Consider the following 17,270-nt stretch of genomic DNA (forward strand, 5'->3'; position numbering starts at 1 on the left):
GAACATTCAACGCCATCTCCGAGAGCCGCCAAGAAAACGAGAATACCAAGCGCTAATTTGGTAAGTTAGCGCCAATGCCTGTACCCCCTCACCCGGATTGCATCTTGCGATGCAATCCGACCTCTCCCCGCAAGCGGGGCGAGGTCGAACCGCGCCTGCGGCACGACCATCGCGCATCACGGCGATGCCATTCGCGACGATCCCACCAGTCTGGGATTCGCAGGCCCCATCCCGCCCGCCTCCCTCACCGCGGACTCCCCCTCCCCATGACCATCGAAGTCGTCGCCCTGTTCGCCATCCTGTTCGCGCTGCTGGCCGGCGGCCTGTGGATCGGGCTCACGCTCGCCTTCACCGCGACCCTGCTGCTGGCGATGTTCCGCTCGATCCCGCTCGACAAGCTGCTTCCGCAATATGCCTGGAACATTCTCACCACCCAGGAGCTGCTGGCGCTGCCGCTGTTCATCCTGATGGGTGAGCTGCTGTTCCGCACCCGGCTGTCGCGCTCGCTGTTCCAAGGCCTGGCGCCATGGGCCGGGCTGCTGCCGGGACGCCTGCTCCATGTCAACGTCATCGGCTGCACCATCTTCGCCGCGATCTCCGGCTCGTCGGCGGCGACCACGCAGGTGATCGGCCGCATGTCGCTGAACGAACTGCTGCGCCGCGGCTATTCGCGCGACATCGCGATCGGCTCGCTCGCCGGCGCGGGGACGCTCGGCTTCCTGATCCCTCCCTCAAACATCATGATCATCTATGGCGTGCTCGGCGACGTCTCGATCCTGAAGCTGTTCACCGCCGGCGTATTGCCGGGGTTGTTGCTGGCCGGCACCTTCATGGGCTGGGTGATGCTGCACACGACGCTGAAGCCTTCGATGGTGCCAGAGGCGGAGGCGCAACTGTCACAGGTGCCCTGGGCGGAGCGTTTCGCCGCGCTGAAGGATCTCGCCCCTGCCCTGTTCCTGATCGCCTGCGTACTCGGCTCGATGTATGGCGGCCTGGCGACGCCGTCGGAGGCCGCCGCCGTCGGCGTGCTCGGCGCGGCGCTGGTGGCCTATTTCCAAGGTGCGATGTCGCAGCAGGTGGTGCGCGACGTGATGATCGGCTCAGTCATCACCTGCTCGATGATCGCGCTGATCGTGCTCGGCGCCTCGATCCTCGGCAATGCCGCGGCCTTTCTCGGCATCCCGCAGGCGGTGGCCGCCTTCGTGAAGGGGCTCGGCCTGTCGCCGTTCATGCTGATCGCCGTGCTGATCGTGTTCTACCTGATCCTCGGCTGCTTCCTCGACGGCTTCTCGATGATCGTGATGACCCTGCCGATCGTGCTGCCGATCGTGAAGGGCGCCGGCTTCGACGAGGTCTGGTTCGGGGTCTTCCTGGTGCTCGCGGTGGAGATGGCCCAGATCACGCCCCCGGTCGGTTTCAACCTGTTCGTGATCCAGGGCCTGACGGAGGACGGTCTCGGCTACATCGCGCGCGTGACCGCCCCCTATCTCGCCATCATGGTCGCCTTCGTGCTGCTGCTCACCCTCTTCCCGGGCATCGTGACGATCCTGCCAAGGCTGCTCTACGGATGAGCCGCGATGTCAGGCGGCGCGCATTCCGTCGAGGAACTTCTGCACCTCGGCCTTCAGCCGGAGGCTTTCGCTGGACAGCGCCTGGGCCGAGGCGAACATCCGGTTGGAGCTTTCGCCGGTCTCGCCCGCCCCACGCGCCGCGCTGCGGATGTTCTCGACCACCTCAGCGGTGCCGGTCGCGGCCGAGCGGACGCTCTGGGTGATGTTCTGCGTGGCGGCGCGCTGCTGTTCGACGGCGGCCGAGATCGAGGCAGCGATCCCGTTGATGCGCTCAATGGTCGAGCCGATCGCCTTGATGGCGTCGACGGATTCCTGGGTCACGGTCTGCATGTTGGCGATCTGGCTGGAGATCTCCTCCGTCGCCTTGGCGGTCTGGCCGGCCAAAGTCTTGACCTCCTGGGCGACCACCGCGAAGCCGCGGCCGGCATCGCCCGCGCGGGCGGCCTCGATGGTGGCGTTGAGCGCCAGCAGGTTGGTCTGCTCGGCGATCGAGGTGATCAGCTTGACGACGTCGCCGATGCGGTTGCCGGCGTCGGACAGCTCCTTGATGCGCTGGTCGGTCGCGGTCGCCTGGTTGACCGCCTCGGCGGCGATGGCGTTGGACTCCTGCACGCGACGGATGATCTCGGCGATCGAGCCGGACAGCTCGTCCGAGGCAACGGCCGCGGTGCGGACGTGCTCGGAAGCGCTTTCCGAAGCGCCGGCCGAATGGCCGGACAGGTCGGCGGTGGTCCGCGCGGTCTGGGTGAGCTGGCGCGCCTCGCGCTCGAACTCGCCCGACGACGTCAAGACGTTCTCGATGATGCCGCCGATGCTGGCCTGGAAGGAATCGACGAAACGCTGCAGCTCGGCCTTGCGCTGCTCGACAGCCGCAGTGGCCGCGGCCGCCTGCTCCTCGCGCATCCGGCGCCGCTCGCTCGCGGCACTGCGGAACACGACCAGGCTGCGCGCGATCTCGCCGATCTCGTCGCTGCGGTCATCGGACTTGATCGCAACGTCCTCGCGCCCCTCAGCGATTGCGGTGAGCGCGTCGGTCACGGCGGCGAGAGGCTTGGTGACACGTCGCACCGCCAGCATCGTCAGGCCGAGCACCAGCAGCGCAGCGATCGCCGCGGCGACGACCATGGTCCGCATCGCCTGCGACAGCATGGCGTCGAGCTCGGCCATGGGCACGCCGACATAGAGAATGCCGATCACCTTGTCCGCCGGATTGGTGACGGGAAAATAAGCGGTCATGAACGACTTGCCGAACAGCGTCGCGGGGCCCTTGTAAGCCTCGCCGCGGCGCAGCAGCGCCTGCGCCGGATGATCCGCGGCAAGCTGGGTGCCCACAGCGCGGTCGCCATTCTCCTTCTTCACGTTGGTCGAACGGCGGACGAACTGTCCGCTGTCATCGACCACGAACAGCGTGGCGCTGCCGCCGACATAGGACACCGCGCGATCCACGATCGCATGATCCTTGATCTCGGGAATCGCCGGAATCTCGATGCGCGTAACGACGCCGTTCTGCACGCTGACTTTCGCATCCTTGAACGTCTCGGTGAACGTCAGCGCAAAGGTGCGCAGATTGCCTTCGATGTCGCGCTTGGCGCGGTCGGTGAAATCGGAGGACAGCGACCAGTACGCTGCGCCGACGACCAGGGCGGTATTCAGGGCGATCACGACAACGGCGCCGATCAGCGCCTTGGTGCCGAGCTTCAATTGGACGGACACGTCATAAACCTTCCAGGGGAACTGCAACTGAATCTCAAACTGCCCGTAGTTGGTTTCAAAGCAGTTATTTTCCGGAACGTAGAATACCGGAACTCACTATAAAAAACGGCAATAAGATACCTGATCATGTCCTCCTCCCCCATCATCGTATGGTTTCGCGAGAGCCTGCGGCTGTCTGACCACCCCGCGTTGTATGAAGCCGCGAAGTCGGGCGCTCGGATCGTTTGTAGTTACGTCCACGATCAGGATAGCCCCGGGTTGCGTCCGCTCGGCGGCGCGTCGCGCTGGTGGCTCGCGCAATCGTTGCGTGCACTCCAGGCCGAACTACATGCGCTCGGCGCCGAACTCGTGATCCGGCGCGGATCCGCGGCCACCGCGCTCGGCGAGCTGGCACGCCAGAGCGGCGCGAGCGCGGTGTACTGGAACGATGTCGCGCAGGCCGCACCGCGCGCCGTGGCTGCCGATGTCGAAGCAGCACTCGCCGAGATCGGCGTCTCCTCACGCGTGTTTCCCGACGACCTTCTGGTCGACCCCGCCGAGTTGCGCGGCAAGGATGGACGCGGCCCGCGCGTGTTCACGCCGTTCTGGAAGCGCGTGCTCGCTCTGGGCGATCCGCCGAAGCCGCTGCCGCGGCCGGCCCGGCTGTCGCACGCGCCGGGCGTCACGAGCCTGACGATCGACGAGCTCGCGCTCGAGCCAAGCAGGCCCGACTGGGCCGGCGGACTGCGTGCGACGTGGCAAGCCGGCGAGCGCGCGGCGCAGGCGCGCCTCGCCAGCTTTCTCGAAACGGCCGTGCAGACCTATGCCGCCAATCGCGACCGGCCCGACATCGAGGCGACCTCCCGTCTGTCGCCGCATCTGCGCTTCGGCGAGATCAGTCCGCGCCAGATCTGGCATGCGGCGCGATTTGCCGCCGCCGAGCGCCCGGCCTCCGCCGCCGGCATCGACAAGTTCCTGAGCGAGCTCGGCTGGCGCGAGTTCAGCCGCCACCTGCTCACCAACAATCCCGACCTCGCGACCCGCAACCTGCAGCCGGCCTTCGATGCCTTTCCCTGGGCCCAGGACGATGCAGCGCTGGAGGCCTGGCAGCGCGGGCGAACCGGCTATCCGATTGTCGACGCCGGGATGCGCGAGCTCTGGCATACCGGGAGCATGCACAACCGCGTCCGGATGGTCTCAGCCTCGCTGCTCGTGAAGCACCTGCTGATCGACTGGCGGCGCGGCGAAGAGTGGTTCTGGGACACGCTGGTCGACGCCGACCCGGGCAGCAATCCGGCAAGTTGGCAATGGGTTGCGGGATCGGGCGCCGATGCCGCGCCCTACTTCCGCGTCTTCAATCCCGTGCTGCAGGGCGAAAAATTCGATTCTCGCGGGACCTATGTCCGCCGCTGGGTCCCGGAGCTGGCACGCCTGCCGGCCGCGCTGATCCACCAGCCCTGGGCGGCGAAGCCGCTCGAGCTCGCCGAGGCCGCGGTTGCACTCGGCCGCACCTACCCGGCGCCGATCGTGGATCACAAGCCCGGGCGGGAGCGCGCGCTGGCAGCCTACGCGAGCTTGCGCACAAGTGATTAGTTGGGGCGCGCTTTGACAGCACGGAGAATCCAGCTATCGTCGCAGGGTTTCCAACAAATCGGGGGACTCGATATGGACGACACTCCACTCTCTGATCCGACCGTGACCGAGACCAGCATGCCCGCCGAGGCGCCGAAGGATCCGGTGACCGCGACGGCACCCAAGGCCCGGCGAGCGGCCAAGAAGACCGCGAAGAAGACCTCCAAGACGGCTGCACCCAAGCGGGCCGCCGCTAAGGCCAAGAAGGTCGCGACCAAGAAGTCCGCCAAGAAGACTGCGAAGAAGACCGTGAAGAAGGCGGCCAAGAAAGCTGCGAAGAAGACGGCCAAGAAGGCCACCAAGAAAGCGGCCAAGAAGACGAAGAAGGCCAAGCGCTGATTCTGCCTGGCTCGGGACCGAAGGCGACTCGTCACCTTCGCTGATGGTCTCGGCGAAACAATCCAGTGCCCGGTAGTGGGGACAATCTGGCGCTGGATTGTTTCGTTTGTCGCCGTTCGGTTGGGAGCCGGGACCTGGCATCCGCGGCGCGGCGCAGCAAACGGTGATGCCGCGCGGACGCGGGACCGGCTTGCGATCGGATTGCCGGCGGAGGTCTGCTTGGACAGAGATTCTGTGCGGGCGGCGCCCTCACCAGACGTCAGGACAGGGGTCGACGATCTTCCAGAGTTCGATGCCGTTCTTGATCCGCTTCATCTCGGTGGTGAGCCCGCCGTTGCGCCGGATCCAGTCCTTCACCGAATCGGGGTAATAGGACATCAGCTCGGACGTCCCCTCCACGCTGGTGACCTTGATGCCGAACGTGAACGCCTTGTCGTAATAGGCCTGGTGGAAGCCGAGGCTGGCCCTGGGCGTGACGCAGATCCTGTTGAGCGGCACAAAGCCGAAGACGAGCGTGCAGGCGGAATTGCAGATGCCGTCGATGATGACACGCTGACGCGTTTCCCTGACGCGCTTGTACTTGGCCTTGTACTCTTCGATGTAGCCACCGTGATCGCGCGTAATGTGTAAATCCGCACGCGCCGGGCTAGCGGCGACCAGCAGGAGCAAGACGCTTGGGATCAGGCGATTCATGGACAGGACGGCAAATCCGGTCTTTTCTGGCGCTGTCGCGACAACGCCTCGGGCCCAATGCGCGACGGCACTTGCCGGACCTTGTCATGGTCTTCTTAAGCACGCGGAAAAGGCCAAAAATTTGACGGATTGTCACCTTTTGCGCACCCTTTCCGCCACTTCCGCGTTAGGCTATCAGCCGGACGGCCGGCCTTGACGTCGTTTTCCGGAGAAGAGAAAAGTCATGAGCAAGCTCGCATCCCTCGCCGCCGCCTTGATCGTGTCGATTGCCGCCCTGGTGCCCACCACGTCCGAGGCGCGCAGCCATCATCGGCATCACCGCCACCACTACGGGCTGCCCTACACCGTCAGCTTCCTGCACAATTATGGCCCCGGCCCGCTGCCCGGCACCTTTGCGTTCTATGACGGTCCTTCCACCAACCACTGCTACCAGAGCTCGGCCGCCTATATCGGCCAGGACCGACGCCGGCATCCCTGCTTCTGACGCCATCCAAGGACGCCCGGCCAGCTTCGGCAAACGACCGTTGATATCCGACGGAGGCTGGCCTTGCCCATCCAAGTCTGGTATCCCGGTCACGCGGGAGATTTGGCCCGCATCGCGCGCTCGTAGCTCAGCTGGATAGAGCATCGGATTTCGATTCCGAGGGTCGGGAGTTCGAATCTCTCCGAGCGCGCCAGAGCCATTGACCAGCCCTGCGCCCGGACCCAATGCGATCCCACCCTGCGGGCGGCCTGTCCAGATGCTCCCCACGATGGCCGCAGTTTCGATGCCGGGACCGACGGGCTCAAGCGGTCGCGACGTCGTGAGTGAGCCGGCCGACCTGGATCAACGGCTGTGTCGCATCGCCGACGCCGCCGAAGACCTTCAGTTCGATCTCGACACGGGCATGGCCCGCGGTCGTTGGCCTGGTCGTCCCGCGCCACGTATCGATCATCTGCGCGAACGGGGCCACGAAGGTCGGCTTCACACCGGGATCGACCACCGATGGGGTCGGCGTCAGCAGGTTGATCGGCACCCGGACGCGCGGGATCGCCGGCTGGCCGGCCACGATCTCATAGCTGTACATGCCCTGCATCGCGACCTCGTCGCTGGTGCTGCCATTGCCGTTGGCATAGAGCGCGGCGAAGAACTTCGTCAGGCGCGCGTCGAGGTCACCGGATGCGCCCGGCATCGCGTCGAGCGGGAACGACGTATAATTCAGCTGGGGAACCACTGTGGAGGCGAACCGCACCTCGGGCGTCTGGAACAGGAATGCCGGGTTGGTGCTGGTGGTCTTGAGATCGGCCAGCGGGAACAGCGCGAGATTGCGCTGCACGAACACCGAGGCCCAGCCGCTCTGATACAGCAGGACGTCGAGCGTCGCGACCGACACCGTCCGGGCCGGCAAACCACGTGCCTCCGCTTCGCCGAGATAAACCGTCTTGCCGTCGACCTGACGCGTATAGACGTAGGCGATCTGTACGCCTGCGGGCAGCTCCGCCGGCGGCACCGCCTGGGGCGTATAGAGCTCGGGCGCGATGATTGCGATGACCGGCGCCGGGAGCGTGGTGGTGCCGTTCGAGATCGTATTGGCTACCGCATTCCAGCTCGCCGCCATCCCATCGATGGTGATGTTGACCAGATTGGTGCGCGTGTGTCCTTCCGCAGTGCCGTCGAGCGTCGACAGAAACTTCACGATCACATGTGCCGGTGCGGCCGCCAGTCTTGCAGCTCCCACGCTCTCCCGCGCGTAGGCATCCGCGACCTGCCTGGTTTCCAGTGCAAAGGCGGCGGTCGCCTTGCGCGCAGCCGCCAGCGTCGCCGGATCGGGTTCGGCGCCATCGATGCCGACCAGATACTGGTTGAGATCGCGCAGGATCGCCGGATAGTTGGTCACGAACTGCGCCAGCGCGGTGAACAGATCCGGCTCCCCGCTCAGCCTGGCCGAGCGGCGCAGCGTTGGCATGGTCGGACGGTTGAACTCCACCGTGCAGGACACCGCGTCTGCTGCCGCCTGCTGATAGAGATAGTCGAACGAATAGCACCAGGCGCTCAGCTTCGACGGATCGGTCGCGCCCTCGCCGGTGAGCTGCAGCGCCTGCTGGGCGGAGACCGTGGGCGGCGTCGGCAGGTCGCGATTGACGACCGGAATGTTGGCGACCTGCGTTCCCAACGGATAATCGAACGGTCCATTGACAAAGGCGAGCCATCGCGAACCGACATAGCCGTCGATGCCGGGGACGGTGCGCCGCTCGAACTCGAGATGGGTGAGCGACAGCATAAGCTTCAGCGGCACATAGGCTTGATCGATGACGTTCTTGGTCGCGAACACGAAGGCGAGCCGCGGATCGTACCAGGTCTTGCTGGCGGGATCGTAGACCTCGCCGAGCGGGATGCGCGTCGGCGTGAGCGTGAAATTCTGGTTGTCCGTGGCGCCGTCGATGCTGCCTGCCGGCTGACCGTAGAGATTCGGCGGACCGGCGGGATTGTTGTCGCCGCCACCGGTGACCTCGGTCAGCCCGAACACGACGGCCGCACCGGCCCGATAGGCTGCGCCGAGCTGGTTGAGCAGCTGCTGGCGCAGCTTCTCAGCTGCGGCAAAGGCGGTCGAGGGATCGCCCGCGCTGGTCGACAGCACCGGCAGCGTCTTCAGGCTGATCGTATCCGCCAGCAGTTCCTTGGTCGACAGCACGCGTCCCAATGAACCATCCACGAGCGGATTGGTCACATCGTCGATCAGGTCGAGGATGAAGGCGTGCGGCGCATAGGCCGCCGACAGGAACAGATCGATCGCGTCCAGCGTACTCTGGAACCACTGGTTCAGGTCGGCACCGTCAAGATGCAGCGTGTCGATCTCGCCGGTGTCGTAGCGCGTGATCGTCACATCGCCGCTCGTCAACGCCTTGGCGATCGGTTTCGGCGCGAAATAGCTCGGCGACGTGCCCAGCTTGAAATGGATGCCTTTCCCGGCCGCCTTGCCGAAGCGCACCGCCCAGAGCTGTTGCGCGCCGTCGGCCGCATCCTCGCCGTCGCGGGACAGGCCCTGCCCGACCTTGAGATACCAATCGGCCGTGGCGAAAATCGCCTCGACCGCTGTGCTGAACACGGTATAGGACACGTTGCCGTCGCCGTCGGCCCGCGGCAGGATCGCTGCGACCACGCCGGTGCCGCCCTGCAACGCCGCCACGGCCGGATCGACCAGCAGCGGATTGCGGCTGAGCGCGAGCGTCACGTCGAGCTCGAGGATGTTGCCCGCAGCGATCGCATTGACGTCGACAGGAAGCGACAGCGTCGCAGCGGGGGCTGCGGGCGCCTGTCCCTGCGTCACGAGCTTCAGATACAGCAAGCAGGCGCGCACATAGCCGCGAATGATGTCCGCCTGCGCATCGGTGAGGTCCACGTCGGGCTTGGCTAGCAGCGAATTCGACAGCCGCATTGCCACCGCGTTGCCGGAAACGCCCGGCACCTTCACGGAGACATTGGCGGAATAGTCCTGATGCAGCTGATAGTAGATCCGGGTGTAGAGCGAGAGATCGTCGGCGGCCCGCGCCGCACCGTCCGGCCCTGCATAGGCGGCGACGTTGAGCGACAATGCAAGCTTGAACGCCGCACCGCTCGCGGATTCATAGGTGTAGCTGGCGTTGGTATTGATCCAGGACCCGAGCCCGATCAGCTCGTCGCGGTACAGCATCGGCACCGCAGCCCCGTTGAGCGCGCCGCGATACCCTTGCGGCGGCGCCTCGAACGGCGTCACCGTGGTGTTGCCGAAGATGTCTCGCCATTGCAGCGCGACCTGCGCCATGGTGCCGACGCCTAGATAGGGATTGGTGGCCTTCGGCGGCAGATTGGGATCAGACGGATCGGGCGCTGCGTTGACCAGCGCGAACTGCGCGCCGATGCCGATCGACTGGCGATAATCGAGGTCGGCGAGAGCGACCTGCGCAAGGCGGTTGCCGCGTGTCCTGGCCGAGCGGGCATGGCTGTCGAACGCACTGGCCTCGTTGTCGTCGTGATCCTGCGGACCGAACGGCATACCGAGCGGACTGACCTTGTAGAAGACGTTGCCGGCGAGCCCGGCAGCAAGCGAGGTGTAGAGCTGATACATCGTCTTCTTGGCGAAGTCCGGCGCGGCGGGATCGTCCGGCGGGAGGCCGAAATTGTCGCGCGTCAGGGCGAACCCGATGTTCTGCGGTGGCAACTGGTCGCGTAGCGAGAACAGCTGAGGATCGAGATCGAGCACGGCATTGACCGGGAACAGTCCGGGCGCAGCGCTGGCGCCGCGGGCGATCAGGTCGACGTCCAAGCCGTAATAGGCGGCCATGCTGGCAAAGCTCATTCCGGGCGCGGCCGAGGAATTGACCTGATAGGTCAGCGGCGGGATGTAGAACACCGCCGCGAGCGCAACGGCGACTTGCGGATTGAATGCGGCGATGTCCTGGCCGGTGATCGGACGGACTGCACCGGCGGAGAACAGCCTGGCGAGCTTGTCGAGCGTGGCCTGCGCATCGATCGCCCCGCCGGTGCCGCGGACCAGATCCGCGTCGGTGAGCTGGCGGACCGCGCCCACGATCGGCACCAGCGCGTCCGCGGCGAGCGGCCTGGTCGCGTTGACCTCGGCGATCCGTCCGGGCCCGGGGCCGTAGATCGCCGCGAGCGCGTCGAGCGATGCTCCTGCTGCGACCGGCGCCGTTGGGCCGGTCGAGGCCAGCGACACCGTCTGCACCAGGTCGCTCTGCGGATCGACGGCGTCGGTCGTCACGAAGGCGTTGACGAAATCGGGAAGCGTGGTGCCGAAGGACTCGCTGCCCTGCGCCGCGAACGTCACGACCATCGTCACGATGCCGGAGCCCGAGGAATCGAACACGGCCGCCGGCAGGCCCTCCTCGCTTTCGACGTTCTCGTAGTAGAGATAGTAGCCGCCGCTGCGGACCGTGCTGAGCTCCCACATCAAGCGGATGAACTGCGCCGGAGAATTGGCAATGCCGCGCGGCGGAGCATCCTCGGCACTCAGCATCAGCCGCAGCGCCGCCGCCGGATTGGTCTCGGTCGACAGGTTGGTCTGGGTGATGAAGGCGAGGAAGTTGGCGTCCGCCGGCGTCACCAGCATCGGCGCGCCCGGTCCGGACTGGTTGTAGAGCAGGAAGACGGCGGAGGCGATGCCTTCGCCCAGCGCATCCATGGCGGTCAGGATGCGCTGCAGCCGGACCGCATCCTCCGAGCTGGGTCCGACCAGCTCATAGACGAACGGCAGCGACGGCGCGGATGCCGGACCGCTCGGCAGATCGCCTGCGCCCGTGCCCTGAGCAGCCAGCGCCGCCGCATCCGGCAGACGCTTGATCTCAATGTCGAGCCGCGTGCACCAAGCCCAGCGCCCCAGGTCAGCATAGTCGGTGCGTGCGGTCGCGGGATTGCTGCGCCCGATCTGCGGCTGGAACTTCGGCAGCAGCGCGAACGTCGAACGTAGATCCGGCATGACGGCGCGGATCGACTGCTCGCGCGTGGCGACCAGATTGGTCTGCGCCGGCGGCAGGCTCCACAGCGTCGGCTGCGTCTGCGCACCGGCATCGGCGGCCGCGGCCACGCCGCTGCGATTCGTGAGCGCCAGCAGACTCGCGACGGATCCGCTCGACCAACGCGCATAGCCGCTGGCGGTGAACGGCCGCGGCTGGCGCTCGGCAAGCGGCAGCGCCGCAAACGTCGGGCTCGGAACGAAATTGCCAGGCGTCCTGGCCCAGCTGACGACGACGTTCAACGCGGCAAAGGCCTGGCTCAGATCAACCTCCATGCTGAGGCCGGTGCCGGCATTCAGCATGATGAAGTCGAGCAGGACACCGTGGCTCTGCGTCTCGCGCGCGAAGTCGATCTTGTAGCCGCTGGCAGAGCTGGGCGTCGGGAACTGCTGGCCGGTGAGCTGATAGACACCGTAGCCCGACTGCGTCCTTGGATAGAGGAACGCAGGCGACAGCGTCAGTCCGTCCTGGACCGGCAGCCGCAGCCCATAGACCAGGAAGCGCGAGACCATGCCGGCGGTCTGGCCGACCTGGCCCGTGGCCGCGATCGCCGACCACAATGCGCCGACCGACAGAGCCTGAAGATTAGCGACGGTGAGCAGGCCGCGCTCCGCCTGCACCGAGAACAGTCCGGCGACACCGCGATTGGCGTCCGCGACCGCAACCGCGGTGGTCTGGAAGAGGCTCGCGACCGTCGCCAGCGTATCGGAGGACGGGCCGGATGCCCCGGCGGTCCTGTAGGTGATCGGCCAGATCGCGAGCGGCAAGGTCGGCTGCAGCAGGCCGGCGGCGCCATAGAGCACGCTCTGTGCGGCGAGCGCGTCGATCGAGATCGCGCCGAGTTGCAGCGCGATTTCGTCGAAGCTGTCGCCCTGCCGCGTCACATAGATCTGCTCCTTGCCCTGGCTGTTGGTGAGCAGCAGGATGACGCCGCCCTGCAGCATGTGGCGTGACCGGTTGGCCACGATCAGGCGGTCCGGCGTCGTGGTCCAGCGCGGCGTCGGCGCCGCGTCGGAATAGCGGCCAGCGATGCTTTGCAGGGTGTCGCCGGTCTGAACGACGTATTCGAGGTCGTCGATATGCAGCGACAGCCCGGCTCCCAAGGCATGATCGACGTTGGGCTGGACGATATCGGCAATGGTCAAGGCGTTGCCGACGATTCCGTTCAGCTCATCCAGGATGGCACCGATGCTGCTCGTCGCGGTCAGCGGATAGGCATAGCTCTGCAGCGCGTCGGCCGCGGCCTGGAGCAGTTGGCGCGCGATCAGCGTGAACGTGTCGACGAACACCAGGGCCGCCATCGACTCTGCCGAGTTCGCATCGCTCTCCGCGGCAAGCCGGCGCGCTTCCTTGTTCTGGGCCTGGATGTCCGCAGCTACCTGCGCGAACAGCTTGCTGACCGCGGTCGCATAGCCGGGCGTTGCCGTGGTGTAGGTCTCGAACGCGATCGACGACGTCTGGCCGCCGGACACGCCGGGGACCTGCAGCTTCAATCCGTCGAACACCGGAAACAGCACCGAGCCGGCATCGAGCTTGGTCTTCAGCCCCGAGGATTGCGCCGTCGCCGGATTGAAGATGTCGAGCGTGAAGGCGTCGGCCAGGAACTGCAACAGACCCTTGATCGACAGGAACGGATCGGCCGTGTCGGCGAGGCGCGCGACATAGGCCTCGAGCTGGGTAAGCGTCACCGACGTGGCCAGCGTCTCGGCGAGCTCGGCCGCATCCCCGCTCTCGTTCCCCAGTGCATCAATGATCCAGGGGAAGTAGACCTCGGCCAGCACGTCGAAGGACGTCTTGGTGGCGGACGGCGCGCTGGCGGCGGCATCCGGCGCGTCCATCGCGAGCAGGAGCACGAATGCCCCTTGGTTCGAGGCTGCGTCGGTGGCTTTCTCCGGAGCAAGCACGGTGTACTGCGCGCCTGCCATCAGCGACAGCTTGGGCTTGTTGCCTTCGACGGCGGCAAGGCCCATGCGATGAGCGGCGGCCGGCGCGAGCCGCTTCGGTCGCGGCTTCAGGCTGCGCGCCAGCCGCATCGCCGCGTCCGGTCCGCGGGCATGCGCCCGCTGCATCAGCAGCGCGTCGGCGCGTGCCCCCTGAACCTCCCACGGCGCCGTGCTGGTCTGTCCGATCACGAAGGTTGCCGACACCTGGGCCGAGAACGACAGGCTGATCGAGATCGAGAACAGGCCGAGGTTGATCTTGACCTTCAGGCTGATCGTCACGCTGGCGCTGGCGACCACCGGAATCTCGCGATAGCTCTCATAGGTGAGCTGGATCGACAGCACGATCTTGACATTGACCGAGGCCGAGATGATCGCGAAATCGACACTGCCATAGAGCAGGCCGATGATGCCGACGGTGCCCGACAGCCTGAAGTAATAATCGCTTTGCAGCGCACCGCTGCTGGCGCGCGACGCCAGCGTGCGCGTGGCGTTATAGGGATGCCACGGCGCCACGACGCCTTCAACGATGCCGAACACCGTGAGCGCGAAACCCGCCTTCAGCGGCCCCTTCTCGAAATTGTAGCCCAGGCCGAGCTGCAGCCCGATGCCGAACTCGATCACCGGATCGAAGGTGCCGAGATTGGTCTTCGGGATCCTTGTTGAGGTCGCGTTGGAGAGCTTGCCGATGTAGAAGCCGCCGGCGCCCAGCACCGGAACGCCGTAGACGATCACCGAGATCGAGAAGGAACGGCGGAAATCGAGATTGTAGGGGAAGCCGATGTCGATGAAGAAATCGCCGTTGGTATAGACCTTGATCCCGAGCTGCGGCAGCGTGATCGACACCGCGCCGAAATTGAGATTGCGGATGATGTCCGGGAAGGTGAAATCGATCTGGTAGACGCCGATGTCGTCGGTGATCTTCTTGTAGAGGATGTCGACGACGAGATTGGCGAGCCCGCCCATCTTCTCGCCGGCGAGTGCCAGCCGCAGACCATAGAGATTGGGGTCGTTGAACACCAGCATCGCATCGATCGACCAGGCGCCCGCCACCTTCATCAGGCCGAGATGCCCGGCGATGAGCCAGTTGTTGGACTGGTCGTAATAGGGCAGCCCCGGTGTCCCGCCGTCGTCCGCATTGGGATCGACCGGATTCATCTTGCCCGTCGTGCTGGGGACGGACTGCAGCGCGCAGATCACCTCCTTGGTGCTCTCGAAGCTGGAATGACCGGTGATGCCGATGCGCTGCCCGAGCACCAGCAGGAACAGCTTGAACCATTCCTCGCCCCGGCCGGGCACCGAGGGCAGGTCCTTCACGTCCTGCCCCTTGGCCGGATCGAGCAGATTCTTGAACGCCGGATCGTCGGCGACGAGCGGGCTCGATCCCTCGATAGCAAGCGTCACCTTGCCGTCGGTGTCGCGACGGAAGGTCAGCGCGGTGATGCTGATGAAGCCGAGGTTGATCGGGCTCGACAGCTCGTAAGTGGCCGACAGGCGTTGCGAGAAGCTCTCGCCGTTCTTGAGCGAGACGTTGACGCGTAGCGCATCGAGCGAGATCTGGTTGAGGAGATCCCACGGCGAGTCGAGGGTGAAGTACGGATTTCCGAGCGTGCGCACCAGCGCCTGGATTAGCGAGCCGATGCTCCAGCCCTTGAGGCTGAACGTGACCAGTTCCTTGTCGCTCTCCCAGGCGGCTCGGAAACCTTCCCACTCGACGAACAGGATGTTGTTCGAGCCCGCCTCGGTCGTCTTGAACTCATAGCCCATGGTGAGCTTGAGATTGATCGCCGAGTAGACCCAGGTGCCTTGCGCGAAGCCGGAGAACTGCTGCTGGGCCGGTTTGTTGCCGTCATAACTGACGCCGAGCCGTGCCGGATCGATGCCGACGGTCTGATCGCCGAATGCGAATGTCCACTCGAAGCCGACGGTGATGTCGTAGCTCGTCTCCAGCTCGCCCTGCTCCGCCGGAATGGTCGCGGTGATCGCGAATTCGGAGATGGTGAGGTCGCCGGGCAGGAAGCTCGGGAAACCGTAGGCGCTGCCGGGCGAAAAGAACTGGTTGATGAGGTCCGAGACCTCGAGCGGCTCCTCCAGCGAGGCGGCGAGGTCCCACCGCTTCGGCGTTTCGAACCCGTCATAGGTCACGCTGACCTTGGTGTGCAATGGGCCGACATCGAGGAAACCGCCGACGCTCGACTTCCATTGCGTCTGCGACGCGGTTTGCAGCGCGCCTGCTCGCGAGGTCCGCAGCATCTGCAGCGGCGCCGCCCGCAGCAGCGTCGTCGCATTGCCCCCGTCCGGCGCCTGCGTCGGAGTCTGCGCCGCGATCGAGACCGTCCCCTCTCGCACGGCAAGGATCGGCTCATCGTTGATCTTGAGCAGATTGAGCGTGAGGCTGAAGCCGGCATCGAACTGAAAGCTCTGCGCGCCGTAGTCGACCGCGACCGCGATGTCGCCGAGCTCGAAATCCCCGACATTCTCCACGTCGAGCACAACCGCGCCGCTGGACAGCGCCGTCAGGAAGTCGCTCAGCTTGGCGGTGCCCGCGAAGGACGCGTAGAACTGCTTGGCTGACGTGAACTGGACGGTGAACACGCCGTCGCCCTCGCCGTCCGGTCCCTTGAAGACGCTCGGTGCCAGCACGAACTCGGTGGTGAAATCATAGGTCTGCTGTCGCTTGGTGCCGTCGAACGGATACGCCATCGACCATTGCAGCGAGAAGCTGGTGATCTTGAAGTCGAGAACGCCGGTCGCCGGCAGGATCTGCCAGCTCGTGTCCTTTGAGCTGCCGATCTCGATCGAGACGGCCGTGATCGTCGGTGAGCTGCCGAGCGTGCCGGCGATCGAGAAGCCGTTGAGACCGACGAAGGCGAGGAACTGCTGCAGCACGTCGGGAGTCGCGGCGAGATAGCCGCCATTGCCGCCCATCACCTCGATCACCGTCGCCGGCGTCAGCGGATCGCCGCCTGTGACCACGGCGAGCGCCACCGAATAGTTGGCATCCGCGCCGGGCGTGATCTCGACGTCGAGCTGATAGGAACCGGTACCGCCGATGTCGAACTGCGAGGAGATCGCGAGCGTCGGCGCCTGGTCGCCCGCATCCGGATCGACGAGATCAGCCAGCACCAGGACGCCATCGACCTCGTCAGCGCCATCGGGCACAGGAATGGTCAGGGCCAGGCTCGGATCCTTGACCGTGAACTGCGACGCTAGCTTGAATGTGCCGTCCTGGATCGCCGCCCGCAATTGCCCCGGCGGGAACAGAACGGTCTCGCCGTTGAAGATGCCCATGTTGAGGGCGCCGCTCAGCAGCAGGTCGCCGGTCGGCGCGGTGAGCCCCGGAAACAGCAGCAGGAACGGCTTGGCGACGTCCGGCAGCGCGACCTTGGCGTCGAAATTCTGCACCGCGCCGCCGCTCACGGCACGCCCCGCGGAGTCACCGTACGGATAGCTGCCGGTCGCCGTCGAGAACACGAAGCTGACGTTCTTCAGCGTGCCGAACTGATTGAACGGGAAGCCGCCCATGAAGGCGAAGCTGCTGGTCCAGGTCCAGTTCGACGGCGTCGCCTCGGCCTGCACGATCAGTTGGTCGCCGTCCACCGTGAACACGAGCGTGGCCTTCGCGGCCAGCGGAGCGGTGGCGCCGATGAACGGGATCGTCGCCGACTGCACCGTGAACGCCGCCCCTTCCACGGGGCCGACGTCGGATTTTTCCACCGTGACCTTGAAATCGGCCGCGGTCTTGAGGAAGAAGGCCTGGCTCAGCCAGGTGTCGTAGTCGGCGGGGACCTTCACGGCGGGATCGGCGAGGCCCGCCGTCAGGAAGGCGGCATCGAGCGCGAACGCGGTCTCGCCGGCGGCGGCTTCGACAGCGGCGCGGAGATTGTCGATAGCGCTCATCAGCCGGCGCTCC

At 65.8% G+C, this 17,270-nt stretch carries 7 protein-coding genes and 1 tRNA gene; 5 read left to right on the top strand and 3 right to left on the bottom strand.

What is annotated here, in order from left to right; genetic code table 11:
- The first annotated feature begins 266 nt into the window (after positions 1-266).
- On the top strand, positions 267-1,571 hold the full coding sequence (locus ACQR1X_RS30665; RefSeq protein ID WP_434900228.1) for a TRAP transporter large permease: 1,305 nt from the start codon (positions 267-269) through the stop codon (positions 1,569-1,571).
- A 9-nt stretch (positions 1,572-1,580) separates the two neighbouring features.
- On the opposite strand, the gene ACQR1X_RS30670 is transcribed toward ACQR1X_RS30665, so the two are convergent.
- Complete coding sequence (locus tag ACQR1X_RS30670) at positions 1,581-3,284, bottom strand: methyl-accepting chemotaxis protein (RefSeq protein ID WP_315804893.1); 1,704 nt, start codon at positions 3,282-3,284, stop codon at positions 1,581-1,583.
- A gap of 126 nt (positions 3,285-3,410) precedes the next feature.
- Here ACQR1X_RS30670 and ACQR1X_RS30675 point away from each other — a divergent pair, with 126 nt between their 5' ends.
- Entirely contained in the window at positions 3,411-4,856 is a 1,446-nt protein-coding gene (locus tag ACQR1X_RS30675; RefSeq protein WP_434900229.1) for a cryptochrome/photolyase family protein, read from the top strand.
- Between the two features lie 72 nt (positions 4,857-4,928).
- On the top strand, positions 4,929-5,234 hold the full coding sequence (locus ACQR1X_RS30680) for a histone (RefSeq protein WP_434900230.1): 306 nt from the start codon (positions 4,929-4,931) through the stop codon (positions 5,232-5,234).
- A 249-nt stretch (positions 5,235-5,483) separates the two neighbouring features.
- Here the strand turns inward: ACQR1X_RS30680 and ACQR1X_RS30685 are convergent, their stop codons facing one another.
- On the bottom strand, positions 5,484-5,927 hold the full coding sequence (locus ACQR1X_RS30685) for a hypothetical protein (protein WP_315804890.1): 444 nt from the start codon (positions 5,925-5,927) through the stop codon (positions 5,484-5,486).
- Positions 5,928-6,150: 223 nt separating this feature from the next.
- On the opposite strand from ACQR1X_RS30685, the gene ACQR1X_RS30690 reads away from it, so the two are divergent.
- A complete protein-coding gene (locus ACQR1X_RS30690; protein WP_316182112.1) occupies positions 6,151-6,411 on the top strand; it encodes a hypothetical protein in 261 nt (86 codons plus the stop codon).
- A 116-nt stretch (positions 6,412-6,527) separates the two neighbouring features.
- Positions 6,528-6,604, top strand: a tRNA-Arg gene (locus ACQR1X_RS30695).
- A 108-nt stretch (positions 6,605-6,712) separates the two neighbouring features.
- On the opposite strand, the gene ACQR1X_RS30700 is transcribed toward ACQR1X_RS30695, so the two are convergent.
- Positions 6,713-17,257, bottom strand: a complete 10,545-nt coding sequence (locus tag ACQR1X_RS30700) for a LysM peptidoglycan-binding domain-containing protein (RefSeq protein WP_434900231.1) — start codon at positions 17,255-17,257, stop codon at positions 6,713-6,715.
- Positions 17,258-17,270 lie beyond the last annotated feature (13 nt).

It is taken from the genome of Bradyrhizobium sp. HKCCYLRH3073, from assembly GCF_051167995.1.
Taxonomy (GTDB): domain Bacteria; phylum Pseudomonadota; class Alphaproteobacteria; order Rhizobiales; family Xanthobacteraceae; genus Bradyrhizobium.

What these genes read in the sequence shown, in the direction of transcription:
- ACQR1X_RS30665 (WP_434900228.1), top strand. Translation starts at nt 267, where the DNA reads ATGACCATCGAAGTCGTCGCCCTGTTCGCCATCCTGTTCGCGCTGCTG.
- ACQR1X_RS30675 (WP_434900229.1), top strand. Translation starts at nt 3,411, where the DNA reads ATGTCCTCCTCCCCCATCATCGTATGGTTTCGCGAGAGCCTGCGGCTG.
- ACQR1X_RS30680 (WP_434900230.1), top strand. Translation starts at nt 4,929, where the DNA reads ATGGACGACACTCCACTCTCTGATCCGACCGTGACCGAGACCAGCATG.
- ACQR1X_RS30685 (WP_315804890.1), bottom strand. Translation starts at nt 5,927, where the DNA reads ATGAATCGCCTGATCCCAAGCGTCTTGCTCCTGCTGGTCGCCGCTAGC.
- ACQR1X_RS30690 (WP_316182112.1), top strand. Translation starts at nt 6,151, where the DNA reads ATGAGCAAGCTCGCATCCCTCGCCGCCGCCTTGATCGTGTCGATTGCC.
- ACQR1X_RS30700 (WP_434900231.1), bottom strand. Translation starts at nt 17,257, where the DNA reads ATGAGCGCTATCGACAATCTCCGCGCCGCTGTCGAAGCCGCCGCCGGC.